The sequence below is a fragment of the Lentzea sp. NPDC036949 genome, from assembly GCF_055608075.1.
Genome location: NZ_JBVJRA010000011.1, coordinates 140,347 through 164,339 on the forward strand (window position 1 = coordinate 140,347; position 23,993 = coordinate 164,339).

At 71.1% G+C, this 23,993-nt stretch carries 25 protein-coding genes; 19 read left to right on the forward strand and 6 right to left on the reverse strand.

The features are described from left to right. Nucleotides 1-153 precede the first annotated feature (153 nt). Nucleotides 154-3,015, forward strand: a complete 2,862-nt coding sequence (locus tag ACZ7CD_RS28675; protein ID WP_470380097.1) for a helix-turn-helix transcriptional regulator — start codon at nt 154-156, stop codon at nt 3,013-3,015. A 75-nt stretch (nt 3,016-3,090) separates the two neighbouring features. On the opposite strand, the gene ACZ7CD_RS28680 is transcribed toward ACZ7CD_RS28675, so the two are convergent. Continuing rightward, the gene (locus ACZ7CD_RS28680) at nt 3,091-4,926 is read right to left on the reverse strand and encodes a S8 family serine peptidase (protein ID WP_470380098.1); all 1,836 of its coding nucleotides are present in this window, start codon (nt 4,924-4,926) and stop codon (nt 3,091-3,093) included. Nucleotides 4,927-5,241: 315 nt separating this feature from the next. Between ACZ7CD_RS28680 and ACZ7CD_RS28685 the strand changes: the two genes are divergently transcribed. Continuing rightward, complete coding sequence (locus tag ACZ7CD_RS28685) at nt 5,242-5,631, forward strand: VOC family protein (protein ID WP_470380099.1); 390 nt, start codon at nt 5,242-5,244, stop codon at nt 5,629-5,631. A gap of 10 nt (nt 5,632-5,641) precedes the next feature. Here the strand turns inward: ACZ7CD_RS28685 and ACZ7CD_RS28690 are convergent, their stop codons facing one another. Then, on the reverse strand, nt 5,642-6,193 hold the full coding sequence (locus ACZ7CD_RS28690) for a TetR/AcrR family transcriptional regulator (protein ID WP_470380100.1): 552 nt from the start codon (nt 6,191-6,193) through the stop codon (nt 5,642-5,644). 45 nt (nt 6,194-6,238) lie between these two features. Between ACZ7CD_RS28690 and ACZ7CD_RS28695 the strand changes: the two genes are divergently transcribed. Beyond that, the gene (locus ACZ7CD_RS28695) at nt 6,239-7,381 is read left to right on the forward strand and encodes an MFS transporter (protein WP_458433153.1); all 1,143 of its coding nucleotides are present in this window, start codon (nt 6,239-6,241) and stop codon (nt 7,379-7,381) included. Nucleotides 7,382-7,387: 6 nt separating this feature from the next. Further along, nucleotides 7,388-8,014: a DUF2238 domain-containing protein gene (locus tag ACZ7CD_RS28700; protein ID WP_360387793.1), complete on the forward strand. Its 627-nt coding sequence runs from the start codon at nt 7,388-7,390 to the stop codon at nt 8,012-8,014. Here ACZ7CD_RS28700 and ACZ7CD_RS28705 read toward each other — a convergent pair. Then, nucleotides 8,011-8,298, reverse strand: coding sequence for a muconolactone Delta-isomerase (locus ACZ7CD_RS28705; protein ID WP_360387795.1), 288 nt, complete (start codon nt 8,296-8,298; stop codon nt 8,011-8,013). The two genes, ACZ7CD_RS28700 and ACZ7CD_RS28705, sit on opposite strands and share 4 nt — an antisense overlap. Before the next feature lie 157 nt (nt 8,299-8,455). On the opposite strand from ACZ7CD_RS28705, the gene ACZ7CD_RS28710 reads away from it, so the two are divergent. Further along, nucleotides 8,456-8,884: a hypothetical protein gene (locus tag ACZ7CD_RS28710; RefSeq protein WP_470368463.1), complete on the forward strand. Its 429-nt coding sequence runs from the start codon at nt 8,456-8,458 to the stop codon at nt 8,882-8,884. A gap of 173 nt (nt 8,885-9,057) precedes the next feature. On the opposite strand, the gene ACZ7CD_RS28715 is transcribed toward ACZ7CD_RS28710, so the two are convergent. Beyond that, nucleotides 9,058-9,561 carry a DinB family protein gene (locus ACZ7CD_RS28715; RefSeq protein ID WP_360387800.1) on the reverse strand — a complete coding sequence of 168 codons (504 nt, stop codon included), beginning with the start codon at nt 9,559-9,561 and terminating at the stop codon, nt 9,058-9,060. Nucleotides 9,562-9,647: 86 nt separating this feature from the next. Here ACZ7CD_RS28715 and ACZ7CD_RS28720 point away from each other — a divergent pair, with 86 nt between their 5' ends. After that, nucleotides 9,648-10,511, forward strand: a complete 864-nt coding sequence (locus ACZ7CD_RS28720) for an RNA polymerase sigma-70 factor (protein WP_470380101.1) — start codon at nt 9,648-9,650, stop codon at nt 10,509-10,511. Nucleotides 10,512-10,602: 91 nt separating this feature from the next. Next, nucleotides 10,603-11,349: an SDR family oxidoreductase gene (locus tag ACZ7CD_RS28725; RefSeq protein ID WP_360387805.1), complete on the forward strand. Its 747-nt coding sequence runs from the start codon at nt 10,603-10,605 to the stop codon at nt 11,347-11,349. A 61-nt stretch (nt 11,350-11,410) separates the two neighbouring features. Here the strand turns inward: ACZ7CD_RS28725 and ACZ7CD_RS28730 are convergent, their stop codons facing one another. Further along, nucleotides 11,411-11,926, reverse strand: a complete 516-nt coding sequence (locus ACZ7CD_RS28730) for an SGNH/GDSL hydrolase family protein (protein WP_360387807.1) — start codon at nt 11,924-11,926, stop codon at nt 11,411-11,413. Nucleotides 11,927-12,175: 249 nt separating this feature from the next. Here ACZ7CD_RS28730 and ACZ7CD_RS28735 point away from each other — a divergent pair, with 249 nt between their 5' ends. Then, a complete protein-coding gene (locus ACZ7CD_RS28735) occupies nt 12,176-12,940 on the forward strand; it encodes an AfsR/SARP family transcriptional regulator (RefSeq protein ID WP_360387810.1) in 765 nt (254 codons plus the stop codon). A gap of 4 nt (nt 12,941-12,944) precedes the next feature. Here ACZ7CD_RS28735 and ACZ7CD_RS28740 read toward each other — a convergent pair whose 3' ends face one another. Then, on the reverse strand, nt 12,945-13,943 hold the full coding sequence (locus ACZ7CD_RS28740; RefSeq protein WP_470380102.1) for a bifunctional lysylphosphatidylglycerol flippase/synthetase MprF: 999 nt from the start codon (nt 13,941-13,943) through the stop codon (nt 12,945-12,947). A gap of 152 nt (nt 13,944-14,095) precedes the next feature. Here ACZ7CD_RS28740 and ACZ7CD_RS28745 point away from each other — a divergent pair, with 152 nt between their 5' ends. Genes ACZ7CD_RS28745 through ACZ7CD_RS28795 form a run of 11 tightly spaced genes read left to right on the forward strand, consistent with a single transcriptional unit; the run spans nt 14,096 to nt 23,980 of the window. Beyond that, nucleotides 14,096-15,709, forward strand: coding sequence for an aldehyde dehydrogenase family protein (locus ACZ7CD_RS28745; protein WP_360387816.1), 1,614 nt, complete (start codon nt 14,096-14,098; stop codon nt 15,707-15,709). Between the two features lie 11 nt (nt 15,710-15,720). Continuing rightward, nucleotides 15,721-16,863: an acyl-CoA dehydrogenase family protein gene (locus ACZ7CD_RS28750; protein ID WP_360387818.1), complete on the forward strand. Its 1,143-nt coding sequence runs from the start codon at nt 15,721-15,723 to the stop codon at nt 16,861-16,863. After that, a complete protein-coding gene (locus tag ACZ7CD_RS28755; protein ID WP_360387820.1) occupies nt 16,860-18,140 on the forward strand; it encodes an aspartate aminotransferase family protein in 1,281 nt (426 codons plus the stop codon). Before ACZ7CD_RS28750 ends, ACZ7CD_RS28755 begins: the two co-directional genes overlap by 4 nt. Then, entirely contained in the window at nt 18,133-18,612 is a 480-nt protein-coding gene (locus tag ACZ7CD_RS28760; protein WP_470368458.1) for a type II toxin-antitoxin system RatA family toxin, read from the forward strand. Before ACZ7CD_RS28755 ends, ACZ7CD_RS28760 begins: the two co-directional genes overlap by 8 nt. Then, complete coding sequence (locus ACZ7CD_RS28765; RefSeq protein WP_360387826.1) at nt 18,612-19,088, forward strand: hypothetical protein; 477 nt, start codon at nt 18,612-18,614, stop codon at nt 19,086-19,088. Before ACZ7CD_RS28760 ends, ACZ7CD_RS28765 begins: the two co-directional genes overlap by 1 nt. An 11-nt stretch (nt 19,089-19,099) precedes the next feature. Then, complete coding sequence (locus tag ACZ7CD_RS28770) at nt 19,100-19,543, forward strand: flavin reductase family protein (protein WP_360387828.1); 444 nt, start codon at nt 19,100-19,102, stop codon at nt 19,541-19,543. A 2-nt stretch (nt 19,544-19,545) separates the two neighbouring features. Further along, nucleotides 19,546-20,511 (forward strand): VlmB-like protein, encoded by a 966-nt coding sequence (locus ACZ7CD_RS28775; protein WP_360387831.1) that lies wholly within the window; start codon nt 19,546-19,548, stop codon nt 20,509-20,511. Beyond that, on the forward strand, nt 20,508-21,539 hold the full coding sequence (locus tag ACZ7CD_RS28780) for a fatty acid desaturase family protein (RefSeq protein ID WP_470368457.1): 1,032 nt from the start codon (nt 20,508-20,510) through the stop codon (nt 21,537-21,539). Before ACZ7CD_RS28775 ends, ACZ7CD_RS28780 begins: the two co-directional genes overlap by 4 nt. Then, complete coding sequence (locus ACZ7CD_RS28785) at nt 21,536-22,495, forward strand: beta-ketoacyl-ACP synthase III (RefSeq protein ID WP_360387837.1); 960 nt, start codon at nt 21,536-21,538, stop codon at nt 22,493-22,495. The genes ACZ7CD_RS28780 and ACZ7CD_RS28785 overlap by 4 nt, the downstream gene beginning before the upstream one ends. A 16-nt stretch (nt 22,496-22,511) precedes the next feature. Then, nucleotides 22,512-22,751 carry an acyl carrier protein gene (locus ACZ7CD_RS28790; RefSeq protein ID WP_360387840.1) on the forward strand — a complete coding sequence of 80 codons (240 nt, stop codon included), beginning with the start codon at nt 22,512-22,514 and terminating at the stop codon, nt 22,749-22,751. After that, nucleotides 22,748-23,980: a beta-ketoacyl-[acyl-carrier-protein] synthase family protein gene (locus ACZ7CD_RS28795; protein ID WP_360387842.1), complete on the forward strand. Its 1,233-nt coding sequence runs from the start codon at nt 22,748-22,750 to the stop codon at nt 23,978-23,980. The genes ACZ7CD_RS28790 and ACZ7CD_RS28795 overlap by 4 nt, the downstream gene beginning before the upstream one ends. Nucleotides 23,981-23,993: the final 13 nt, after the last annotated feature.

The following is a 23,993-nucleotide window of genomic DNA, read 5'->3' on the forward strand; positions in this document are numbered from 1 at the left end:
GTTCACTCCTCGCTGCAGGAGAGGTCCGCCGCCGGTTCGAAGTCGTCCCTTACGTCTTCTTCGCACGTCACGTACCCTGTTGGCCCATTCGAAGGCAGCGAGCCCGTCTTCGCCGCCGAGAGGAGGGACGGGGTCCTGGTCCGGTCTCTGGTCGTGCGGGACAGCTCGGTGTTCGTCGGCCGCCGCGACGAGCTCGAGGTGATGGACCGCGCGCTGCGCAACCTGCCCGCGCTGGTGCAGGTGGAGGGGGAAGCGGGGATCGGCAAGAGCCGGCTCGTGCGTGAGCTGCTCGCGTCGGAGGAGGCCGCTGGGCGCACCGTCCTGACGGGACACTGCCAGCAGTTGCGCGAGCCGTTCATCCTGGGGCCGGTGCTGGAGGCGCTCGGCCGGTGCCGCGCGCGGATCGAGCGGTGCGGGCCGCTGAGCCCGGTGACGGCGGCCCTGCGGGAGGCGCTGCCCGAACTGGCCGACGTGCTGCCGGAGCCGGTGACAGTGAACGGCAGCCACTCGTTCGACCGGCACCTGCTGTTCCGGGCGATCCGCGCGGTGCTGGTGGCGCTGGGGGACACCGTGCTGGTGGTCGAAGACCTGCACTGGGCCGACGACGGGACGCTGCAGCTGCTCCGGTTCCTGATGGCCGACCCGCCCGCGGGGTTGGCGGTGGTGGTGACCTACCGGCGTGAGGACCTGCCCACCGCGATGCCGCTGGGCACGGCGTACCGGCCTGGGCCGGGCGTGACGACGGAACTGGTGAGGCCTGCCCCGCTGACCGTGGACGAGGTGGCCGCGCTCGCCGCGGCCGCGCTGGAGACGGACGAGGTGAGCGATGAGTTCACCGCGGAGCTGCACGGGCACACCGCGGGGCTGCCGCTCGTCGTCGAGGAGGTCCTGCGCTCGTTGCGCGGCGGCTCGGACGAGGTGGTGGCGAACAGCGCGGCCGTGCGGCGGCTGACGAGCGGTGGCGAGGTTCCGGCGCTGTTGCTGGAGTCCGCGGCGGAGCGGCTGGGTGCGTTGCCCGCGGAGGCCGGGCAGTTCGTGCGCGCGGCGGCCGTCCTGGCCGTGCCGGCGACGGTCCACCTCATCGGCGAGGTCGCCGGACTGGACGGGAGCGCGGTACGTGCCGCCGCCACCGAGGCGCTGGCGAGCACGTTGCTGCACGACGGCGGCGCCGGGGTCCTGGAGTTCCGGCACACGCTGGCCCGGCAGGCCGTCTACCGCGCGGTGGGGGTGCTGGAGCGGTACGAGCTGCACGAGCGCGCGGTGGTGGTGCTCGCCGGGCTCGACCGGCCGCCGTTGGTGCAGTTGGCCGAGCACTGCAGGAGGGTGGGGCGGCGCGAGGACTGGCTGCGCTACGGCGAGGCCGCCGCCGACCAGGCGCTCGTGCTGTCCGACGCGTCCGCGGCGATCCCGCTGCTGCGGCGCCTGCTGGCCGAGCCGTGGCTGTCCGGTGCCGAGGTGGACCGGCTGGGGACGAAGCTCGGTGAGGTCTCGGCGCTCGGGCTCGACTCGTACGGCCCGGCGGAGGCGCTGGAGAAGCTGCTGGTCGACCCGAGGTTGTCCGAGGGTGCGCGCGGCGAGGTGCGCATGCTGCTGGCGATGCTCTTCGTCAAGCAGGAGGAAGGTGTCGCGAAGGCGCGCGCGCAGATGGAGATCGCCGTCGGTGAGCTCGCCGGCCGGCCGGACCTCGCGGCCAGGGCGATGAGCATGCTGTCCCAGCCGTTCATCGGGGACACCCCGCTCACCGAGCTCAGGCCGTGGCTGCGCAAGGCCGACGAGGCGATCGACCGCAGCGCCGACCCCGCGATGCGGATGTCGTTGCTGGCCAACGTGATCGGCTCGCTGGTCGTCATCGGCGACGCCGGGGTCCGCGACCGGTTGACGGCGGTGCCGGAGACGGGCCGGACGATGGCCGAACACCGCCAGGTCGCCCGGGTCCACTGCAACCTGGCCGACGCGATGACCACGATCGGCATGTTCGGCGACGCCCGCCGATACCTGCGGACGGGAATCCGGGCGGCGGAGGAGACCGGCAGCCTGTACGTGCTGAGCGGAGCGCGGAGCACCGCGCTGGTCCTCGACTGGTTCACGGGAGCCTGGGACGGTCTGGCGGCCAGGGCGCGGGCCCTGCTGGCCGAGTACCACGAGCTCGCCGCGATCACCGACGAGCTGAACATGGTGCTCGGCCTGCACGCGCTGGCCCGCGGCGAACGGGCGGCGGCCGTCGCCCACTTCACCGGCACCCACGTCCGCACTCCGCGCAACGCGTTCGCACCGGTCGCGCTCGGCTGCGCCGCCGGTCTGGTCCGGATCGCGCTGCGTGACGGTGACGTGGAGCGTGCGGGGATCGAGGCGGACGCGGGCATGGCGCTGCTGCGCCGCAAGGGCGTGTGGGCGTGGGCGGGAGAGGTCGCACCCTCTGCCGTGGACGCCTACCTGGCGGCGGACCGGGTCGCCGACGCCGAGGCCGTCGTGCGGGACTTGACGGACGGGGTGAGCGGGATGGACGCGCCGCTCGCCGTGGCCGCGTTGCACAGTTGTCACGGCGCGCTCGCCGACCACGGCGGTCGGTCGTCGATCGAGCACCACACCGCCGCGGCGCGCGCGTACGAGGAGATGGGTGCGTCGTACTTGGCCGTCGGGGCACGGGAGCGTGCCGACACCTCCCTGCTCGCCGGCGACCCGGCGGCAGCGGTGCGGGCGTTCACCCGGACCATCGACGACTACGAGGCACTGGGCGCCACCTACGACTCCGCCCGCTGCCGGCACCTGCTGCGGGAGTTCGGGGTCAGGGCGACCCGTTCGCGTGCCGGTCGCCGGGGTTATGGCTCTGACCTGTCACCTCGCGAGCGCGAGGTGGCCCGGCTGGTGGCCGCGGGCAGCAGCAACAACGAGATAGCGGACGTCCTCTTCCTGTCGCCGCGCACGGTCGAGCAACACGTCGCCAAGGTGTTGCGCAAACTGGGGGTGACCCGGCAGTCCTTGCGGAACAACGACCACCTCATCGGCCGGGGCTGAGACGAAGCCAGGGGGGTGCCCGGCGGTGGTGACCGCCGGGCACCCCTGTTCCTGCGCGGGGACCGTTCGCTCAGGTCAGAGCGTCAGGGTCCACCGGTTGAGCGTTCCGGTGTCGCCGGGACCGCCGTCGTAGACGTTCAGCAGCCAGCGGCCCGCACGGGACTCGCTGGACAGGTTCGCCGTGTAGGTGCGCACCAGGTTGTCCGTGTCGCCACCGGTCTGGTTGTGCAGCTGGTAGGTGGTGCCGTCCGGTGCGGTCAGGTACACCCGCAGGTCACCGATGTAGGTGTGGGTGATGTCCACCGCGACCGTCGAGGTGGCCGACGCCGCACCGGAGCAGGTGATCGTGATGGCGCTCTGCGTGGTGTAGTAGTTGAGGATCTGGCCGCTGTTCGAGTTGGTCACGGCCGGGCAGGTACCGCCGCCGGTGGTGCCGACGACGATGCGGAACGACGCCGAACCGGTCTTGCCCGCGCTGTCGCGAGCGGTCACGGTGACGTTCGCCGTGCCGGCGGTGGTCGGCGTGCCGGTGATCGAACCGGACGTCGAGCTGATCGACAGGCCGGCGGGCAGACCGGTGGCCGACCAGGTGTACGGGGAGGACCCGCCGCTCGCGCTGTTGTTCAGCTGGAACGACTGGCCGACCGTCGCGGTCTTGTCACCGGGGTTCGCCACGGTGACCCCACCGGGCTGGGTGCCGTTGAGGTAGCCGGAGTACAGCAGCACGTTCGGCGAGCCCGTGTTGATGCCGCTGAGCTTGCCGGTGGAACCGTTGTTCACCAGCGCATCGCGCACCTGCGCCGGGGTGGCCGACGGGTTCTGCGCGAGGTGCAGTGCTGCGACGCCCGCCACGTGCGGCGACGCCATCGACGTGCCGGACATGGTGGAGGAGCCGGTGTTGCTGTTGTACGCCGCGGACACGATGTCCGTTCCCGGGGCGAAGATGTCCAGGCAGGTGCCGTAGTTGCTGTCCGAACGGCGGGCGTCGGAACGGTTGCTGTTGCCGACGGTGATCGGCGCCCGCAGGTGCTGCGGGCTGTACTGGCAGGCGTCGTCGTTGGAGTTGCCCGCCGCCATGACCCACTGCACGCCGCTGTTGACGACACCGGTGACGGCGTTCTCGAGCGCGGGGTTGCTGGGGCACCGCTGACGGCAGCCGATGCTGTAGTTGACGACGCCGGGCCCGGACCCGTTGCGCACCACCCAGTTCGCGGCGGCGATGAGGTCGTCGTCGTAGGCGCTCCCACCGCAGTCGAGCACCTTCAGCGGCACGATCGTGGCCTTCTTGGCCACGCCGTACCGCGTTCCGGCGGCCGTGCCGGCGACGTGCGTGCCGTGACCGTTGCAGTCCTGCGGCGTGGAGTCGTTGTCGACGAAGTCGTAACCCGCCGCGATCCGGCCGGTGAAGTCCTGGTGGTTCGCGTTGATGCCGGAGTCGAGGACGTACACGCGCACGCCCTCCCCGCCGTTGGCGGGGTAGGTGAACTTGCTGTCCAGCGGCAGGTCGCGCTGGTCGATGCGGTCGTCACCCCAGTTCGGCGGGCTCTGCTGGGTGTCGAGCACCTGCATGCGCACGACCTGCTGCACCCGCTCGACGGCCGGGTCCGCCGCCGTGCGCGCGGCCTGCTCCGGCGACATCGACACGGAGAAGCCACCGACCACCGCGTCGAAGACGTGCCGGGTGCGACCGCCGTGCCGTTGGACCACCGACGAGGCAGCCGAGGCCGTGCCCTGCGCGGTCGCGGTGCCCTTGAGCACCACGATGTACCTGCCGGGCACCGCATCGGCGGACCCGGCGTTGAGGACGGGGGCCGAAGGCGCCGACGACGCCGGCGTCGCGAGCACGAGAGCCGACCCGGCCGCGGCGATCGCACAGCCGATCACACCCGCTGAGGTTTTCCATCTCGCCATGAGCTGTCATGTCCTTCATTCGCAGGGGAGAACGCGGAGACAACCCGCGCTCTCACCACGCTACGAACGACATCCGTCCCGGCCACCACGTAATTTCGCGTCGGTGGAGGGCATCGGGAAAGACCGGTACGCCGATCCGGGAAACCCGTACCGCAACGACGCGAACCCCTATCGCAACCACCGCCGCCCCCTGCTGTTCCCGGCGGAGCGGTCACCTGACCCGGCACAGGGCCGGCAACGCCCGCTCAGTGGCGGCAGGTCCGCGCGACCTCGGCGAGGAGCTCCTTGAACGCCGCGAACCGGCAGACTGGGGTGATGCGCATCGACCGGCTCGACCACCTCGTCCTCACCGTCACCGACCTGCGGGCCACGCTCGACTTCTACGTGACCGTGCTCGGCATGCGGGAGATGACCTTCGGCGAGGACCGCAAGGCGCTCGCCTTCGGCCACAGCAAGATCAACCTGCACGAGGCAGGCCACGAGTTCGAACCCAAGGCCCGCCACGTCGTGCCCGGCAGCGCCGACCTGTGCTTCGTCACCGAGGACCCGCTCGACGAGGTGCTCGCGACCCTCGCCGCCCACGGCGTTCCCGTCGAGGAGGGGCCGGGGGAGCGCGACGGGGCGCTCGGGCAGATGCGCAGCGTCTACGTGCGCGACCCGGACGGCAACCTCGTGGAGATCTGCAACTACACCGACCCGAACTAGAACGAAAGTTCTAACGACAGAGAATCGCCGTCTCCGCCAGCTTCCTGGCCCGCGGGATGACCTCCTCCGGATCGGCCCCGAGCTGCATCCGCACGAGAACGCCCTCGTAGACGATCGCCACGTCCGCGACGACCTCGTCCACCGCCGGGAGACCCGCCGCCAGCTCGGCCAGGCGGCGCACCAGGTGGTTCTTGTGCGCGAAGGCCACCTCGACCGCCGGATGTCCGGCCGGCAACTGCACCAGCCCGGCGACGTGCGCGCAGCCCTGGTCGGCGCCCTGGTCGCGGCACCACAGCAGCAGGGCGTCGAACACCGACAGCACCCGGTCCAGCGGTGTCGCGGCGTCGGCGGCCACCCGTTCCCAGGTCGCGCGCCACAGGTGGTCCCGGCGGCGCAGGTAGGCCTCGACCAGGCCGTCCTTGCCGCCGAAGTTCTTGTACACCGAGCCGAGCGCGACCCCGGCACGGTCCACCACGGCGTCCACGCCGGTGTTCGCGATGCCGTCGCCGTAGAACAGCTCGGAGGCGGCGACGAGGATGCGTTCTCGCGCTGAAGGGGCCACGCCGTTAGTCTAGGAGTAGAACCGGCGTTCTACCAGGGGAGGATCGTGGACAGGCGGCAGGTGGGGTTGATCTGTGCGGGCACGGCACTCGTCGGGGTGTGCTACGGGTTCGCCAGGTTCGCCTACGGCCTGTTCGCGCCCGCGTTCCAGCAGCAGTTCGCGCTGGGCTCCACGCTGCTCGGCGTCATCGGCGCGGGCAGCTACGCCGGCTACGGGATCGCGGTCGTCGCCGGGTTCCTGCTGACCAACCGGCACGGTCCGCGGCCGGTGGCGGTGGGCGCGGGGGTGTTCGCCGCCGCCGGCACCGCGCTCGTCGCCGTCTCGGCGAACGGCGTGCTGCTCGCGGCCGGTGTCCTGGTCGCCGGGGTGAGCACCGGTCTGGCGTCGCCGCCGCTGGCCGAGGCGATCGCCCGCACGGTCGACGCGGCGCGCCAGGACCGCGCGCAGTCGGTGGTGAACGCGGGCACCGGCGTGGGCGTGCTGCTGTCCGGACCGGTCGCGCTGGTCCTGCTGGACGACTGGCGGCTCGCCTGGGCGGCGTTCGCCGTGGTGTCGGTCGCCGTCACGGCGTGGGTTGTGGCGACGGTGCCGCACGGACGCGGTGCGACGGGCCGGGAGACGGGGTCGCTGCTGCCGCCCGGTGCCGCGCCGCTGCTCACCGCCGCGTTCCTGCTGGGCCTGGCCAGTTCGGCGGTGTGGACGTTCGGCCGCGACGTCGTGCGCACCGGGCCGACCGCCGCCGCGCTGATGTGGTCGCTGATCGGACTGGCCGGGCTGCTCGGCGCGGTCAGCGGTCACCTGACCGGCGTCCTGGGCCTGCGCACCGCCTGGACCGCCGTGCTCGTCCTGCTCTCCGCGGCCACCGCCGCACTCGCGCTGTGGCCGGGCGACGTCGCCGTGTCGTTCACCGCCGCCGGCCTGTTCGGTGCCTCCTACATCGCGCTCAGCGGACTGCTGCTGGTCTGGAGCACGCGCGTGCACGGCGACCGGCCGGCCACCGGCGTCGGCACGTCGTTCCTGCTGATCGCCGTCGGGCAGGCCGTCGGCGCCCTGCTCGCCGGCGTGGCGGTGGACCACTTCGGCCACCTCACCGCGTTCCTCGGCGCCGCCGCTGCGGGACTGCTCGGCGCGGCGGTCCGGCCGGGTGCCGGGATCGGTGCCGCGCGGGCCGCCGCACCACTACGGTGATCCGGCATGGAGTCCACTGTGCACGGGCCGGGCCGGATCGAGGGGCGGGTGCTGGTCGGCGTGGTGGTCGCCGCGCTGGTGGTGACCGGTGTGCTGGCGAGGTCACCCGGCACGTGGGCGCTGGAGGTCGTGTGGGTGGTCGTCGGCCTGCCGCTGGTGGTGTTGCTGCGCAAGCGCTTTCCGCTGACCCGGTTGCTGTGCTGGTTGCTGGTGCTGCACGCGCTGGTGCTCTGCTACGGCGGGCAGTACACCTACGCGGAGACACCGCTCGGCGAGTGGGCACAGGAATGGCTTGGCACGCAACGCAACAACTACGACCGGTTCGCCCACGTGGTCCAGGGGTTCGTGCCCGCGGTCGCGGTGCGGGAGGTCCTGCTGCGCCGTACGCCGTTGCGGCCGGGCGGCTGGGTGGCGTTCCTCAGCACGTGCGTGTGCCTGGCGATCAGCGCGTGCTTCGAGTTCGTCGAGTGGCTGAGCGCGGTGGTCCTGGGAGCCGGTGCCGACGACTTCCTCGGCACGCAGGGCGACCAGTGGGACACGCAGTGGGACATGTTCCTGTGCCTGTGCGGAGCGGTGGTCTCCCTGCTGGTGTGGCGGCGGCTGCACGACCGCCAGCTCGGCCTGCGGCCCTAGCCCTGGGCCGCGAGGTCGGACGGGTGCTGCGCCAGCGGCGTCACCTCGACGTCCATGAACTCCCACAGCGGCAACGACGACAGCACGGCGTGCAGCTCGTCGTTGGTCGGCACGTCGAAGATCCCGATGACGTCGCTGCGCCCCACGACCCGCCACAGGTGCGGCCAGACCCCCAGGCGTTGCAGCTCCAGCGCCCGCTCCTTCTCCGCCGTGACCAGTTCCGCCCGTCGCGCGGAATCCAGGTCGTGGGGGAGCGAGACGTCCATTCGCACGTGGAAGAGCACGAGCTCACCTCCGCAGGTCGGCGGCCCTCGCGGGTCGAGGTGCCGCCGTCACGGGGAATACCCGCCCCGGGCCCGTTCGATGCGAGCCGCGACGACCACAACTCCAGCCCCGGGACCCGTGTGGTTATGCTCCGCCGGACATCTTTTGGGGGAGCACGTGGGCGTTCTGAACGACTACTTCCGCGCACCCGGCGCCGAGCAGGCGGCGCTCGTGGTGGACGGCGGACCGTTGAACCACCTGGACACCGTCGCCGGCCTCGAACCCGACGTGGTGCTGGGTCAGCTGATCGGGTTCGTGCGCGACGTCGAGTGGCACCCCGGCCTGTCCGCCACCACGCTGGTCAGCGACGAGGACAGCGAGTTCGAGGCGTGGGTCTGCGAGTTCGCCGACGACGTCAGGGACACCCTGGCCGACATCCCCGCCGCCGACGTGCCCGCGCTGGCGCGGCGCTGGGCGGGCATCGAGGAGCTCGCGACGCACACCGGTGAGCCGCTCGACCTGGCCCCGCACCTGCACGAGCTGATCGCACTGGCCGCGCGCTCACGCGCCGCCGGGGAGCACCTCTACGTCTGGCGATCCCTCTAGCCGGTACCACCGCCACCCCCGTTGCTGCCCAGGCATCTGCAAGTACCACCAACATGTTCGCCGTCTGACGAAGGAGACTCCGGACCCACGGACGGTCGGCGGCGCTGTTGGTAGTGGAAAAGTGCCTGTTGATGTTGAGTTGGTGGTACTTGCAGATGCCGGAAGAGCAGGGGTCAGGTGCCGGTCGAGCCGTCGAGGGCCTCGCGCAGGAAGTCGGCGTGGCCGTTGTGCCGTGCGTACTCGTGGCACAGGTGGTGCATGACCAGCCGCAACGACACGTGCTGCTCCCACTTGGGCTGGTAGCCGGTGATGTCGAGCGACTCGGCGGCGCGTTCGATCCTGCGGGCGTGCGCGACCTCGGCCTCCCACGCCGCGAACGCCTCCGCGCGCGTCGAGCCGCTCGCGTCGTAGGCGACCTGGTAGTCGTTGTCGGCGGACCACACGTTGGTGACGTCCTCGCCGTTGATCACGCGCCGGAACCACGTGCGCTCGACCTCGGCCATGTGCCGCACCAGCCCCAGCAGGGTGAGCGTGGACGGTGGCATCGACCGGCGGCGCAGCTGCTCGTCCGACAGCCCCGCGCACTTGAGCGCGAGGGTGGCGCGGTGGAAGTCGAGGAACGCGCGCAGGGTGTCGCGCTCGTTCCCGGTCAGCGGCGGCTCAGGTCGGTCGGTCACGCCCTCCATTGTGGAGATCCGCCACCGCGGCGACCGCCGCCGGGGGCCGGCGCTACGGTGGGTGCGGAGACGGAACGGAGTGGCGGATGACGCAGCTCGAGCAGGCGGAGTCGGCGTTCGCGGCCGCGCGGCCCAGGCTCTTCGGCATCGCGTACCGGATGACCGGCAGCGTGGCCGACGCCGAGGACCTGGTGCAGGAGGTGTGGCTGCGCTGGCAGGCCGCCGACCGCGCCGCGGTGCTGAACCCCGAGGCTTACCTGGCCACGGCCATCACCCGCCTCGCGATCAACGAGAGCCGGACCGCCCGCGCCCGCCGCGAGACCTACGCCGGCCCGTGGCTGCCCGAACCGGTCGACACGGCCGCCGACCCGCAGCTGGGCGCCGAACGGGGTGCCGTGCTGGAGCTCGCCGTGCTGATGCTGCTGGAGAAGCTCACCCCCACCGAACGTGCCGCCTACGTGCTGCGCGAGGCGTTCGACTACCCGTACCGCGAGATCGCCGAGGTCGTTCAGACCAGTGAGGTCGCCGCACGCCAGCTGGTCAGCCGCGCCCGCAAGCACCTCGCCGACTCACGCCGCACCCCGGCCACCCCCGCCAGGCAACGCGAGCTGCTGGAGGCCTTCGTCGCCGCCGCCCAGGCAGGTGACCTCGCGGGCCTGGAGAAGCTGTTCGCCGCGGACGTGGTGAGCTGGTCCGACTCCAACGGCAAGGTCCGCGCCGCCGGCCGCCCGCTGTACGGCGCCACCGCGCTGGCGAAGATCTTCGCGGCCTGGGCACCGACGTTCTGGACGGCCGAGGACGTCTCGTACGTGGAGGCGAACGGGCAGGCGGCGATCCGGCTGGAACGCGACGGCACGGTGTTCGGCGTGATCACGGTAGCGGTGTCGGAGGAGGGCATCGACCAGGTGATGTGGCTGGTCAACCCGGAGAAGCTGGGCGCGTTCGCCTAGGAGGCGTTCGCAGCGCGTCACAACCGCGCGGGCTGTCTTGTCCTAGCTCGTGAACGCCCGCACACCAGCGGGCACACGAAAGGGATGGACCATGAGGATCGTTGTCATCGGCGGCACCGGCTTGATCGGCAGCCAGGTCGTGAAGCGGCTGGGGGAGCACGGCCACGAGGCGGTGGCGGCGTCCCCGAGCAGCGGCGTCGACACCGTCACCGGCGCAGGCGTCGAGGAGGTGGTGAAGGGCGCCGACGTGCTCGTGGACGTGTCGAACTCGCCGTCGTTCGCCGACGAGGACGTCCTGCGCTTCTTCACCACGGCCACGACGAACCTGGTCAACGCCGCACGGCAGGCCGGGGTCGGTCACTACGTCGCGCTGTCGATCGTCGGCGCCGACGAGCTGCCGGACTCGGGCTACCTGCGGGCGAAGGTGGCGCAGGAGGAGCTCATCAGGGCGTCGGGCCTGACGTACTCGGTCATCCGCGCCACGCAGTTCTTCGAGTTCGCCGGCGCCATCGCGAACAGCGCCACCGCGGACGGCGTGGTGCGGCTCCCGCACGGCGGTGTCCAGCCGGTCGCCGCGGCGGACGTGGCGGCGGTCGTGGCCAGGACGGCGGCGACCGAGCCGGTGAACGGCGTGCTGGAGATCGGCGGACCCGAGGAGTTCACGATGGACGGGTGGATCCGCACGGTGCTCACGCGGCGCGAGGACGAGCGCGAGGTCGTGTCGGACCCGCGGGCGCAGTACTTCGGCACGGCGCTGACCGGAAGGCAGCTCGTCCCGAACGCCGGCGCGCAGCTGCAGGCGACGAGCATCGAGGACTGGTTCGCCGCAGGGAACTGACCCGATCCACAACAGACGGTCGTCCGTCCGAAAAGGCCGGACGACCGTCTGCTGAGGACTGTCACGACGAGACGCGTTGCCGGCGAGACCAGACCTTCGCGTTGAGGGTGCGCACGACCTCGCCCAGCACCGAGGTCTGCGCCGTCGACTCCAGGTGCAGGTACAACGCCCCGTGCCGCATGGACACCGCGGCGAACCGGTCGCGCAGCGGGGAACGGGTCGACGTGGGCGGCACGATCGTCAGCACGTCCGCACCGGCGTCGCGCAACGGCCCGATCACGCGGCCCAGCTCCACTTCCGCGTCGTACGGGTTCGCGGCGTCGTCCTGTCCTCCGCACAGCACCAGCGCGAGGTCGCAGCGGAAGTCCAGTGCGCGGGTGAGGTGCCGGGCGCGGGTGTCCGAAATGGACGCCCTGGTGCGGCAGAGGTCGAGGAACGCGAGGCTCGTGTGGGTGTCGCGCAGGTGCCTGGCGAGTCCCTTGCGCGAGGACGGGCCGATGCCACCGGGGTCGCCGAGTGCCACCAGCCGACGCCACGGTGCGTCGGGCGTCACCCCCGCCAGCCGTGTCTCAGTCATTTTTCCCCCTGACCCCGAATACGTGTGCGACGCAAGCCGAACAATACCGGTTTTCGAGGGTACAGGGCTCTTGCATCCTGCCTATCGGATTGCAGCTCTGGATCACGCTGTGACGTTTGACGACGACGTTGCGTGAGGTTAGTCTGCTGACAAGGCTGCGGGGGGTCGCGTTGGGGGGCGCACGCTGGCGTGCGCGCTTTCCTGCGAAATCAACCTCCGAACGTCCGCACACGGTAGTCGGGGGTATTCGTGAAGATCAGCATTCTCGGACCGCTCGAGTTATCCGAGGACGGCGTGAAGTTCAGGGTGCCGGGCGAGAAGCTGCGGGCACTGGTGGCGGCGCTCGCTCTCTGCGCAGGTCGGCCCGCTACCAAGGAGCAGCTGATCGACGAGTTGTGGCCGGACTCCCCGCCGCGGAATGCAGCGAACTCCCTGCAGGGGCATGTCGCGCGGTTGCGCAAGATTCTCGGCGAGGAGACCGGGCGCGAGTCCCTGCGCGATATCGTGCAGACTTCGGATGCCGGTTACGCGTTGGCGCTGGCACCCCAAGATATCGACGGGCTGAAGTTTTGTGAAATGGTGAACCAGGTCGGCCTGCGACCGGACATGGATTCGTTGAACGTCATCGCGGTCCTTACCGAGGCCTTGTCCCTGTGGCGCGGTCCGGCACTCATCGACACCGGCCACGGCCGCATCTCCCGGCTCGCGTACGCCCGATTGGCGGAGACGAAGCTGAATGCCTATGAGCGGTTGTTCGACGCGCAGCTCGCCCTGGGCGAGAACCGTGCGTTGATCACCGAGCTGGAACAGCTGCACCAGCAGCACCCGTTGCGCGAGCGGTTCTGCGGGCAGCTGATGACCGCTCTCTACCAGGCCGGACGCCAGGCGGAGGCGCTGGACCTCTACCACCAGCTGCGCCAGCGCCTGGCCGTCGACCTCGGACTCGAACCCAGCCAGGCGCTGCGCGACAAGTTCCACGGAATCCTCCAGCAAGACCCCGCCCTGCTGCGCTGAACGGTCACACCGACCTGGTGATCCGGAGTATCTGCCAGACCGCGCCGAGCGACGCCTTGCCGTGGAACGCCAGGTACTCCGGCACAACGAGTTGCGGTCCCCACTTCTCCTTGTACGCCAACTGGCTCGCGGCGGGGTAGACGGCGTCACCGTGCGTGGCGAGCAACCGCATCAGCCGGTCGGTGAACGGACTCGCCGTAGACGTGCGGAGATCCGGTGACAGACCGGTGAACGGCGTGAAGCCGAAGTGCAGCCACGCGGCGCCCTCCTCGCGGAACCGTTCGATCGCGACGGAGTTCACGAGCTCCATCACCCCCGGTGGAACCGTCGGAACCCGCCGGCTGAGGTCGTGCAGCCACCCGCTCCTGCTGCCGAACGCCGGTGAGTACGACACGTAGGCGATCGGTTCGCCGCCGATCGTCGCGAGGAAGAGCCTGCGGTCCTCCTGCACCGCGCCGCCGCACTCGCCGACGAGGAACTCGATCTCCTTGACGTGCCGCCCCTTCGACCGCAGCCACTGGCCGTCGATGGTCTTCAGGTCGTCCCGGTGCTGCTCGTACGGCACCTCCGCGACCTCGACCCCGCTGCGCCGCGCCTTCGCGATCTTGTTGCGCAGCTTCATGAACTTCGTGCCGCGCAGGGAGAAACCGGACAATTCCAGGGAGTAGGAAGCACCGACCTGGTTGATCGTGCACCCCGCACGAACGTACGTTTCGACATCGGCCGGCTGCAGCTGGATGGACACGACCTTTCGCTTGTGCGCACGCGCGTGTGCGAGGAACGCCCGCAGCAGCGGCTCCTGGTCCTCCGGTGCCGCCAGCACCCCACCGAACTGCACGAGGTACCGACCGGCCGTGCGGTAGGCGATGACACCCGTGTGACCTGCGGCGGTGAAGTACTCGTTGCCCGAGTTCAGCGCCAGGAACGCGCTCGGGTTCTCACCGAACTCGCGCACCGCGTGCCGGGCCAGGTCGAAGCGGACGGTGTCGTCCACGGTGCTCATGCGGATCTCCTTCGGTGGCCGGGAGGGGCCCAGCATCGCCGACGAGCCGGAGACCGTGCTGAAAGCGCGGTGTCAGCGCTGTCTCCGGGGGTTCTCAGCGGCGGCTGGAAGAGTCACCGGCACATCGACAGAACAGGGGGCCACGTCGAGCCATGCGCACATATCTGTCCTATGTCGACGGCCGGAACGTCTCCAGCGCCGGTTGGGTGTACGTCGTCGACGCCGCGAGCCTGCTCGACGACGTCTTCGCCAGCCTGACGCTGAAGCGCAGGCTGGAAGACGGCGCGCACCTCCCCGACGCGTTGCCCGCCTCGATCGTCGGGCAGGTGGCGAAGGCCGACCGCGAGACCGTGAACCGGGCCGTCGAGGCCGCGGCCCGCGCGCAACCGGTGTGGGCGGCGTTCCCGTTGGACACCAGGCTGGAGGAGCTGGGCAAGCTCATCCACGCCCGGCTCGTCGAGAAGGCCGGTGAGATCACCGAGGTCCTCGTGCAGGAGGGCCACCCGCTGGCGCTCGCGCGCTGGCAGGTGTCCGGGATGCTGGAGTGCTACGGGCCGGAGTCGCTGGCCTTCTACCGGTCCCAGATGCGCCAGGAGTTCCAGCACGGTGAGCGGCGCATCCTGGTGCGCCGCCAGCCCGACGGCGTGGTGTGCCTGAACCCGCCGCAGAACGCGCCGCTGTCGAGCGCGCTGCTCGGCGTCACGTCGCTGATGGCCGGCAACTCGCTGGTCGTCCGCGCCCCGCGCAGCGCACCACTGGGCGTCATGTACGTGCTGCACGAGGTCGTGGTGCCGGCGCTGGAGGAGATCGGCGCACCGCCCGGCACGCTGAACGTGGTGTGCGGCGACCCGGCGCCGATGCTCAACGTCTGGGTGGACAGCCCCCTCGTCGACGACATCATGTACTTCGGCAGCAGCGAGAACGGCATCCGCTTCCAGGATCGCTGCGTCTCCGCCGGCAAGAAGCCGATCCTCGAGCTGGGCGGCAACGACGCCGTCGTGGTCTGGAAGGACGCGGACCTGGAGCTGGCGGCGGAGGCGCTGTCGGAGAGCTTCTTCGGCTCCGGCCAGCTCTGCATGATCCCCAACCACGTGCTCGTCCACCCGGACGTCGCCGACGAGCTGGTCCGGCTGCTGGTCCGCACCGCGCTGCACATCCGCCCCGGCCCGGCCTCCGAGGAGGACGTGCTGCTCACCCCGGTGCTGCGCAACGACAAGTTCTTCGCCGTGCTCGCCGACGCGCTCGACAAGGGCGCCGAGCTCGTGTGCGGCGGGTACGCGATGCAGACCGACGAGACCAGGGACCCCAACGGCGTCTTCCTGGAACCGACGGTGGTGCTCGTGCGCGGACTGGAGGGCGCCCGCGAGGTCGACGCGGTGCGCGAGGAGACGTTCTTCCCGCTGCTGCCGCTGGTCGTGGCCGAGCCCGCGAGCGACGAGGTGCTGCTCGACCGGTTCGTCGACTTCGTCAACAGCAACCGGTACGGGCTGCGGAACTCGGTGTGGGCCAACGACCCCGAGGTCGTCGAACGGTTCGTCGACCGGATCAACGGCGGTGGCCTGCTCAAGGTCAACGACTCGCACATCGGCTTCCTGCCCTACCTCCCGACCCACGGCGGCACCGGGCTCACCGGCGGCGTGTTCGGCGAGGCCAACTACCCGATCCTGCGCACCTCCCACCTGCAGGGTGTCAGCATCGCCACCGGCATCCGTCCGAGGGACGCGATCTTCGGCGCGTGGCAGGCGGCACTGGGCACGGCGAACTGAAGGGACCACCCATGCGTGCACTGGACGCCGCTCGCGAGACGTGCGAGGCGTTCCTCCCCGGCCTGCAGGACCAGCTCGCCGCGCTGGAGCTCGATGAGCTGGAAGGACCGGAGTCCTCCGCCATCGCGCTCTTCCGCGCGGCCGGCGGGCCGGGGCTGGTGATCCCGCGGGCGTACGCGGGTGCCGGCGCGGACCCGTTGCAGGCCATGGCCGTCACCCGCGCCCTGGCCTCCCGCGCGCCCTCGCTGGCGGTCGCCACGACCATGCACCACTTCTCCGTGGCGACGCTGTTCACCCTGGCGGAGAGCGTGAAGTCGAGCGGGATGGAGTGGGCGCTGCTGGAAGGCGTTGCCACGCAACGCCTGCTGGTGGCCTCCGGGTTCGCCGAGGGCAAGCCGGGGCAGGGCATCCTCACGCCGACGATGTCCGCGGTCAAGGCCGAGGGCGGGTACCTCATCAACGGCTCGAAGAAGCCGTGCAGCCTGTCCCGGTCGTTCGACCTGCTGACCGCCAGCGTGTCGGTGACCGGCGACGACGGTCAGCAGGAGATGGCGGTGCTGCTGCTGCCCCGCCAGAGCGAGGGCATCACGGTGCACCCGTTCTGGTCGAGCTGGGCGCTCGCCGGTGCGGAGAGCGACGAGATCCGGCTCACCGACGTGTTCGCCGACGAGCAGCTGCTGATGCGCACCGACGCGGCCCGCGACGAGCTGGACGACCTGCAGACCATCGGCTTCATCTGGTTCGAGCTGCTGATCTCCTCGTCCTACCTCGGCATGGCGAGCGCGCTGGTGGAACGCGTGTTCGCCGCGGCCAAGGGCAGCGAGTCCGACCGGGCGGCGGTGGTGCTGCGGCTGGAGTCCGCGACGCTGCTGCTGGAGGGCATGGCCAGGATGATCATGGCCGGTGAGGTGGACGACGTCGCACTGGGCAAGACGCTCGTCGCCAGGTACGCCGCGCAGGACGCGCTGACCGACACCGTGAACCGCGCGGTCGAGCTGCTGGGCGGCATGGCGTTCATCTCCTCGCCCGAGGTCGCCTACCTGGCAGCGGTCACGCACGCGCTCGCGTTCCACCCGCCCTCGCGCGGCAGCTTCACCGTTCCGTTCCTCGCACACGTCGGCGGGCAGCCGCTGCGACTGGGAAGTGGGTCATGAGCGTGCTGGACACCGCCACGCCCGACCGCGAGGCACTCGGCCGGCTGTACCGGTCCAGGCTCAGCAAGGGCCGCGCGACGCTCGGCGAGATGTTCGGCGGGCACGTCGAGGTGGGCTCGCAGGGCGCCTGGGTCACCACGCAGGAGGGCCGCCGGTTCCTCAACTGCGGCGGCTACGGCGTGTTCCTGATGGGCGCGCGGCACCCGACGGTGCTGCGGCACGTGCTCGCGCAGCTCAGCAGGCACCCGGTGTCGACGCGGATCTTCCTCGAACCGCAGGCGGCGCTCGCGGCCGACGCCCTGGTGTCCGTCTCACCGCCGGGACTGGAACGCGTGCACTTCTCCGGTGCCGGCGCCGAGGCCGTCGAGACCGCCATCAAGATCGCCCGCACGAACGGCAAGCGGCGGCTGGTCGCGATGGGGTCCGGCTACCACGGCAAGACCATGGGCGCGCTGAGCCTCACCGGCAAGGACGTGTTCCAGCAACCGTTCCTGCCGCTGCTGCCCGGCACCTCGCACGTCCCGTACGGCGACGCCGAGGCCCTCGACGCGCTGCTCGCGACGATGCCGGGCGAGGCCTGCGTGTTCGTCGAACCGGTGCAGGGCGAGGCGGGGGTGGTGCTGCCACCGCCGGGTTACCTGCGGGCGGTCGCGGACTCCTGCCGCGCGCACGGCGCGATGCTCGTGGTCGACGAGATCCAGACCGGTCTCGGCCGGCTCGGCTCGTGGTGGGGCGTCGACACCGAGGGCGTCACGCCGGACCTGCTGCTCGTCGGCAAGGGGCTCAGCGGCGGTGTCGTCCCGGTCGCCGCCGTCGTCGCCACCGCACGGGCGTTCCGCGCGCTCGACCGCGACCCGTTCCTGCACACCTCGACGTTCTCCGGTGTGCCGCTGGCGATGGCGGCGGCCCGCGGCGCGATCGAGGCGATCCAGGAGGACAACCTCGTCGAACGGTCCCGCGTGCTCGGCGAGGAGATCCTCGGGCAGGTGCGCAGGATCGTGCACGCCCACTTCGGCGACCTGGTGCGCGAGGTGCGCGGCCGCGGCCTGCTGATGGGCGTCGAGTTCACCGAACCCGGTCTCGCCGGCGACCTGCTGATCGAGCTCGTCGAGCACGGCGTGATCGCCAACCACTCGCTCAACTCCCACCTCGTCCTGCGCCTGACGCCGCCCGCGGTGCTGACCCGCGACGAGCTCGACTTCCTCTACGAGGCGCTGGACCGCGCGTGCGCGGTGCAGGCCGCCCGATACCCGGAAGGGGTGCAGACCCATGCGTGACGCGCAGGTGACGATCCTCGTCGCCGACGTCGGCCCGGCGACCACGTTCGAGCGGATCTCCGACTTCGCCGCGTACCCGGACCTGATCGACGTCGTGCGCTCGGTCAGCGTCCGGTCCGTCGGCCCCGGCGAGGACCACAGCGACTGGGAGGTCTTCTTCCGCAACGGCATCCTGCGCTGGACCGAGGTCGACCGGTTCGACGCGGACGCGCTGACGATCACGTTCGAGCAGCTCGAAGGCGACTTCGCCGAGTTCGCGGGCACCTGGGTGGTGACACCGCACGGCACCGGCAGCGCCGTCGCGTTCACGGCCGGGTTCGACTTCGGCATCCCGAGCCTCGCCGGACTGCTCGACCCGATCGCCGAGCGGGTGCTGAAGGAGACCATCGTCCGCGCGGTGGCCGGCCTGTTCGACCGGGTGGACGTGGTGGGCGACGACGCCGCCCTCGCACTCGCGGCGGGGGTGCGGTGATGGACGCCAAGAACACGTTCACCACCCGCACCACGTACAACCTGCTGCGCGCGGAGTACGGGCTCGGTCTCGTCGTCGCCGTCGTGCTGTTCTTCTGGCACATCGGCGAGGTGCGCTGGCTGCCCGCGATCGGGTTGTTCCTCTACATCGACCTGATCGGCTACCTGCCGGGGGCGGTCGCCTACCACCGCAGCGCCGACAAGAAGATCCCCAAGGTCTACTACGTCCTCTACAACACCATGCACAGCCTGGTGACGCAGGGACTCGTCGCCATCGCGTGGATCGTCCTCATCGGACCGGAGTGGGCGTTGCTCGCCCTGCCGATCCACCTCTTCGGCGACCGCGCGCTGTTCGGCAACCTGCTCAAGCCGTTCGTGCTGTCGTTCGAACCGGTCGCCCACCCGGCGTGGCTGCGGTTCCGCGCCGAGCTCGACGCCGCCGACCGCGGGGTGACCGAGCTGGTGGGCACGCGGTGAGCGTCGGCACGGTGCCCAGGTTCAGCCGGCACTTCACCAACGGTGTCGCGGTGCTCAGCTGTGGCACCGGGCCGTCCGTCCACGGCGTCACGGTCAGCACGCTCGCCCTCGCCTCGGTCGACCCGCCGATGGTGTCGTTCGCGCTGCGCTCGGGCAGCCGCGGCCTCGCCGCCCTGCTGGCGGCCGGGCGGTTCGCCGTCAACCGGCTCGCGGAGGGGCAGGCCGACCTCGCCCGCTACTTCGCCAGCGCGACCAGGGGACGCGGGCAGCCGGAGGTGTGGCGGGAGGGCACCGAGGTGCCGCTGCTCGCCGACGCCGCGGGCTGGCTGGAGTGCACGGTCGACCGGGTGGTGCCCACCGGTGACCACGTCCTCGTGCTGGGCCGCGTGCTGCGCGCCGAGCTCGGTGCGGGTGCCCCGCTCTCGAACACCTTTCGAACCGACCCGAGGAGCTGACGGTGTCCGACCGCACGACGATTCCCGCCGAGGCCGACTGGGAGAACGCTCCCTCGCTCGTCGACGGCGCGATGAGCCTCGACCTCACGGCCGAGACCTGCGACCTGAAGTACTGGTTCGGCAACGTGCCGCAGGGAACGTTGCGCGGTCACGTGCTCGGGCACGCGCCGGACGTGGTGCCGCTCGACGTCACCGCGCAACCCGGCCCGCTCAACGACGCGCTCACCCAGGAGCTCGCGTTCCGCTCCATCGCGGAGGAGAAGGCCACGCGGGCGATCTCCTACCTGGTGGCGCTCGCACCGGACAACGCGTCCATGGAGTTCTACGCCACCCAGCTGATGGACGAGGCGCGGCACGCCATGGTGTTCCGCAACCACCTGCTGGAGCTGGGCGTCGCCGCGCAGGACCTGTGGTCCACCATCGACCGGCTCGCCGAGACCGACCGCGACCGCATCCTCGTGCCGCTGGAGGAGCTCGGCCTGCGGGTGCTGCGCGACGAGGGCGACTTCATCGGCGGCGTGGTCGTGCTGACCGTGCTGGTCGAGGGCGTGCTGGCGCCGGCGGCCGAGCTGAGCGAGCGCAAGTGGCGCGTCTTCGACCCGGCCGCCGCGGAGATCGAACGCGGCGCGGGCATCGACGAGATCCGCCACCTCACCGTCGGCAGCGCCATCGCCCGCGACTACCTGCGGCACAACCCCGAGGCCAGGGGACGCGTGCTGGAGCTGATGCAGCACGGCTACGAGCTGTGGGCGAAGCTGCCGACCGAGGACATGCTGGTGCGCCGCGAGTCCTTGTTCCAGGAGGGCATCCGCCTGCACGGGCACCTGCTCGGCGACTACGAGATCTGGCCGGGCAGGCGGCTCGCCGACACCACCGTCGAGGAACGGGTCGGCACCGCGCACGAGTGGACCGACCAGATGCAGCGCGTCCGGCTCGCCTACATGGGACTGGAGGGAGGAACGGCATGACCTCGATCAAGAGCCAGCCGCCGACCGCGCTGGCCGAGATCACCAGGATCGTCAAGCAAGCCGGGCTGATGGACTCCCGGCCCGTCTACTACACGATCAAGATCATCTCGAACCTGGTGCTGCTCGCGGCGGGCTGGGTGGCGTTCGTGCTCGTCGGCGACTCGTGGTGGCAGCTCGCGGTCGCGGTCTACCTGGCGTTCTGCTTCGCGCAGACCGACCTCATCGGCCACGACGCCGGCCACCGGCAGATCTTCCGCACCAAGACGCCGAACGAGGTGATCGGCTACGTGCACGGCAACGTGCTCACCGGCGTCAGCTTCGGCTGGTGGGTAGGGCACCACACGAAGCACCACAACTTCCCGAACCACCTCTCGCTCGACCCGGACATCCTGCGCAGGCAGGTGATCTTCGACAAGAGCCAGAGCGCCAGCCGCACCAGCGCGTTCTCCCGGTTCGTGGTGCGCCACCAGTCGTGGATGTTCTACGTGCTGATCATGATGGAGGGCGTGCGGCTGCACCTGTCCGGCTACGTCGCCGCCAGCAAGGGCGCGCTGACCAGGTACCGCAACGCGGAGCTCGTCGTCATCACGCTGCACCTGGTCGTGTATCTCGTGGCCGTGTTCCTGGTGATGTCGCCGCTGAAGGCGCTCGCGTTCATCGTGGTGCACCAGGCGCTCTTCGGCTTCTACATGGGGTTGCTGTTCGCGCCCAACCACAAGGGCCTGCCCGTGCGCGACGGCGAGTCCGAGGAGCTCGACTGGCTGACCCGCCAGGTGGTGACCTCGCGCAACATGCTGCCGAGCCGGGTCACGAACTTCTTCTACGGCGGGCTGAACTACCAGATCGAGCACCACCTGTTCCCGTCGATGCCGCGCAGCAACCTGCACCGCGCCCAGCCGCTGGTGAAGGAGTTCTGCCTGCGCCAGGGACTGCCCTACGTCGAGGTGTCGCTGGCCCGCTCGTACCTGGAGGTCTCCGACTACCTGGGCGAGGTCAGCGACGACGTCCGCGATCTGGGGAAGGTGTGACCGCCGTCCTGTGCGGCCTCGGCGCCTGGCTGCCACCCGCGGTCGTGACCAACGACGACCTGGCCGCCGAGCTGGACACCTCCGACGAGTGGATCACGACCAGGACCGGCATCCGCAGCAGGCACGTCGCCGACCCGTCCCTCGCGACGTCCGACCTGGCCGTCGAGGCCGGTGCGCGGGCGTTGAAGTCGGCGGGTGCCGCGTCCGTGGACGCCGTCGTGCTCGCCACGACGACACCCGACCAGCGGTGCCCGGCGACGGCACCGCTGGTGTCGGCGCGGCTCGGGCTCGGCACCGTGCCGGCGTTCGACGTCCAGGCCGTGTGCACGGGTTTCCTGTACGGGCTCGGCATCAGCGCGGGGCTGATCGCGTCCGGGGCCGCGGAGCGGGTCCTGCTGATCGGCGCGGAGACCTACTCGCGCATCCTCGACCCCGCCGACCGCAGCACGCGGGTCATCTTCGGTGACGGCGCGGGAGCGGTCGTGCTGCGGGCGGGCGAGCCGGACGAGCTGGGCGCGCTCGGCCCCGTGCAGCTCGGCAGCGACGGCACCGGCCACGACATGATCACCATCCCGTCCGGCGGCGCGCGCGACCCGTTCGGCACCGACCCGTACTTCCGGATGCGCGGCAGCGCGGTGTTCCGGCACGCGGTCGAACGCATGACCGAGTCGGCGCGCACCGCCCTGCGGACCGCCGGCTGGGCCGAACCGGACGTCCTGGTGGCGCACCAGGCGAACCTGCGCATCATCCACGCCGTCGCGGGCCAGCTCGGCGTGTCCCGCGACCGGTGCGCCGTGCACCTCGACCGGGTCGGCAACACCGCCGCCGCGTCGATCCCGCTCGCCCTCTCCGACGCGCGGCTCGCGCCGGGCACCCGCGTGCTGCTGACCGGTTTCGGCGGCGGACTCGCCTGGGGCGCCTGCGCGTTGCGCTGGCCGGACCTGTCCCTGACCTGAGTGGAAGGAAACGCAGATGAACGACGTCTACGACCGGCTGGTCAAGATGCTGATGGACGTGATGGGCATGGAGGAGGACGAGATCCAGCCGCACCACACGTTCAACGAGCTCGAGGTCGACTCGCTCGGCCTGGTCGAGCTCGTGCTGGTGGTGCAGAAGGAGTTCGGCGTCGAGATCGCCGACGACGAGGTCAGCCCCGACTTCACCATCGCCCAGACCGCGGAGCTGATCGTGGGCAAGGGCGTGAAGGTGTGACGCCCGGCCGGTTCGACGCCGCGATCACCGGGGTCGGGCTGGTGACGTCTGCCGGAGTCGGCGCGGCCGCCGCGTGGGAACGCATCCTGCTCGGCTCGGCGACCGCCGCCACGAAGGTGCCCGCGCTCGCGGGCACCCCGGCGGACTTCGGTTGCCAGGCCGACGGTTTCGACGCGATCGCGGCCCTCGGCAAGCGCACCGCGTGGCGGCTGGACCGCAGCACCCAGATGGCCATGGCCGCCGCGGCCGAGGCGCTGGCGGACTCCGGTCTGGACCCGGCGCGGTGGAACGGCGAGCGGGTGGCGGTGGTGCTGGGCAACGGCATCGGCGGCGCCGCGGCGTGGGAGAAGCAGCACAACGTCCTGCGCGACAACGGTCCGCTGGAGGTGTCGCCGATGCTCATCCCGATGCTGTCGATGAACATGTCCGCCGGCTACGTCGCGATCCAGTGCGGGGCGAAGGGACCCAGCCTGGTGACCGCCACGGCGTGCGCTTCCGGCACCACCGCCGTCGGTGTGGCCAGGGACCTGTTGCGCAACGACAGGTGCGACGTGGTGATCACCGGCGGCACCGAGGCGTGCCTGGTGCCGTCGATCATCTCCGGGTTCAGCCAGATGGGCGCGCTGTCGGCGCGCGGGGACGAGATGGACGTGGCGTCCCGGCCGTTCGACGTCGACCGGGACGGCTTCGTGCCGGCGGAGGGCGCGGCGGTGCTGGTGCTGGAACGGGTCGCGGACGCCCGTGCCCGCGGCGCGCGCATCCACGCGTGCGTCAGCGGGTACGGCGCCTCGGCCGACGCGCACCACCCGACCGCGCCCGACCCGGACGGCGCCGGTGCCGAACTGGCGGTGCTCGCGGCGTTGCGGGACGCGCAGATCGGTGCCGGCGAGGTCGACCACGTCAACGCGCACGGCACCTCGACGCCGTTGAACGACGTCGCCGAGGCCAGGATGATCCGCCGCGTGCTGGGGGACCGGCCGGCCGTCACGTCCATCAAGGGCGTCGTCGGCCACGCCCTGGGCGCAGCGGGGGCGATCGAGGCGGTGGCGACGGCGCTGACCGTGCGCGACCGGCTCATCCCGCCCACCGCGAACCTCGACAACATCGCGCCCGAGATCGAGGTGGACGTCGTCGCGAAGATCGCCAGGGAGGCGACGGTCGACGTGGCGGTCAGCAACTCGTTCGGGTTCGGCGGCCAGAACGCCGTGCTGGTGCTCACCCGCCCCTGACGCGACTGGTCCT

Excerpts from the sequence above, each read along its gene's own strand:
- ACZ7CD_RS28765 (WP_360387826.1), top strand. The coding sequence starts at position 18,612 with ATGGACGCCAAGAACACGTTCACCACCCGCACCACGTACAACCTGCTG.
- ACZ7CD_RS28700 (WP_360387793.1), top strand. The coding sequence starts at position 7,388 with ATGGAGTCCACTGTGCACGGGCCGGGCCGGATCGAGGGGCGGGTGCTG.
- ACZ7CD_RS28755 (WP_360387820.1), top strand. The coding sequence starts at position 16,860 with ATGAGCGTGCTGGACACCGCCACGCCCGACCGCGAGGCACTCGGCCGG.
- ACZ7CD_RS28790 (WP_360387840.1), top strand. The coding sequence starts at position 22,512 with ATGAACGACGTCTACGACCGGCTGGTCAAGATGCTGATGGACGTGATG.
- ACZ7CD_RS28780 (WP_470368457.1), top strand. The coding sequence starts at position 20,508 with ATGACCTCGATCAAGAGCCAGCCGCCGACCGCGCTGGCCGAGATCACC.
- ACZ7CD_RS28730 (WP_360387807.1), bottom strand. The coding sequence starts at position 11,926 with ATGACTGAGACACGGCTGGCGGGGGTGACGCCCGACGCACCGTGGCGT.
- ACZ7CD_RS28760 (WP_470368458.1), top strand. The coding sequence starts at position 18,133 with ATGCGTGACGCGCAGGTGACGATCCTCGTCGCCGACGTCGGCCCGGCG.
- ACZ7CD_RS28745 (WP_360387816.1), top strand. The coding sequence starts at position 14,096 with ATGCGCACATATCTGTCCTATGTCGACGGCCGGAACGTCTCCAGCGCC.
- ACZ7CD_RS28720 (WP_470380101.1), top strand. The coding sequence starts at position 9,648 with ATGACGCAGCTCGAGCAGGCGGAGTCGGCGTTCGCGGCCGCGCGGCCC.
- ACZ7CD_RS28725 (WP_360387805.1), top strand. The coding sequence starts at position 10,603 with ATGAGGATCGTTGTCATCGGCGGCACCGGCTTGATCGGCAGCCAGGTC.
- ACZ7CD_RS28680 (WP_470380098.1), bottom strand. The coding sequence starts at position 4,926 with ATGGCGAGATGGAAAACCTCAGCGGGTGTGATCGGCTGTGCGATCGCC.
- ACZ7CD_RS28750 (WP_360387818.1), top strand. The coding sequence starts at position 15,721 with ATGCGTGCACTGGACGCCGCTCGCGAGACGTGCGAGGCGTTCCTCCCC.
- ACZ7CD_RS28685 (WP_470380099.1), top strand. The coding sequence starts at position 5,242 with ATGCGCATCGACCGGCTCGACCACCTCGTCCTCACCGTCACCGACCTG.
- ACZ7CD_RS28740 (WP_470380102.1), bottom strand. The coding sequence starts at position 13,943 with ATGAGCACCGTGGACGACACCGTCCGCTTCGACCTGGCCCGGCACGCG.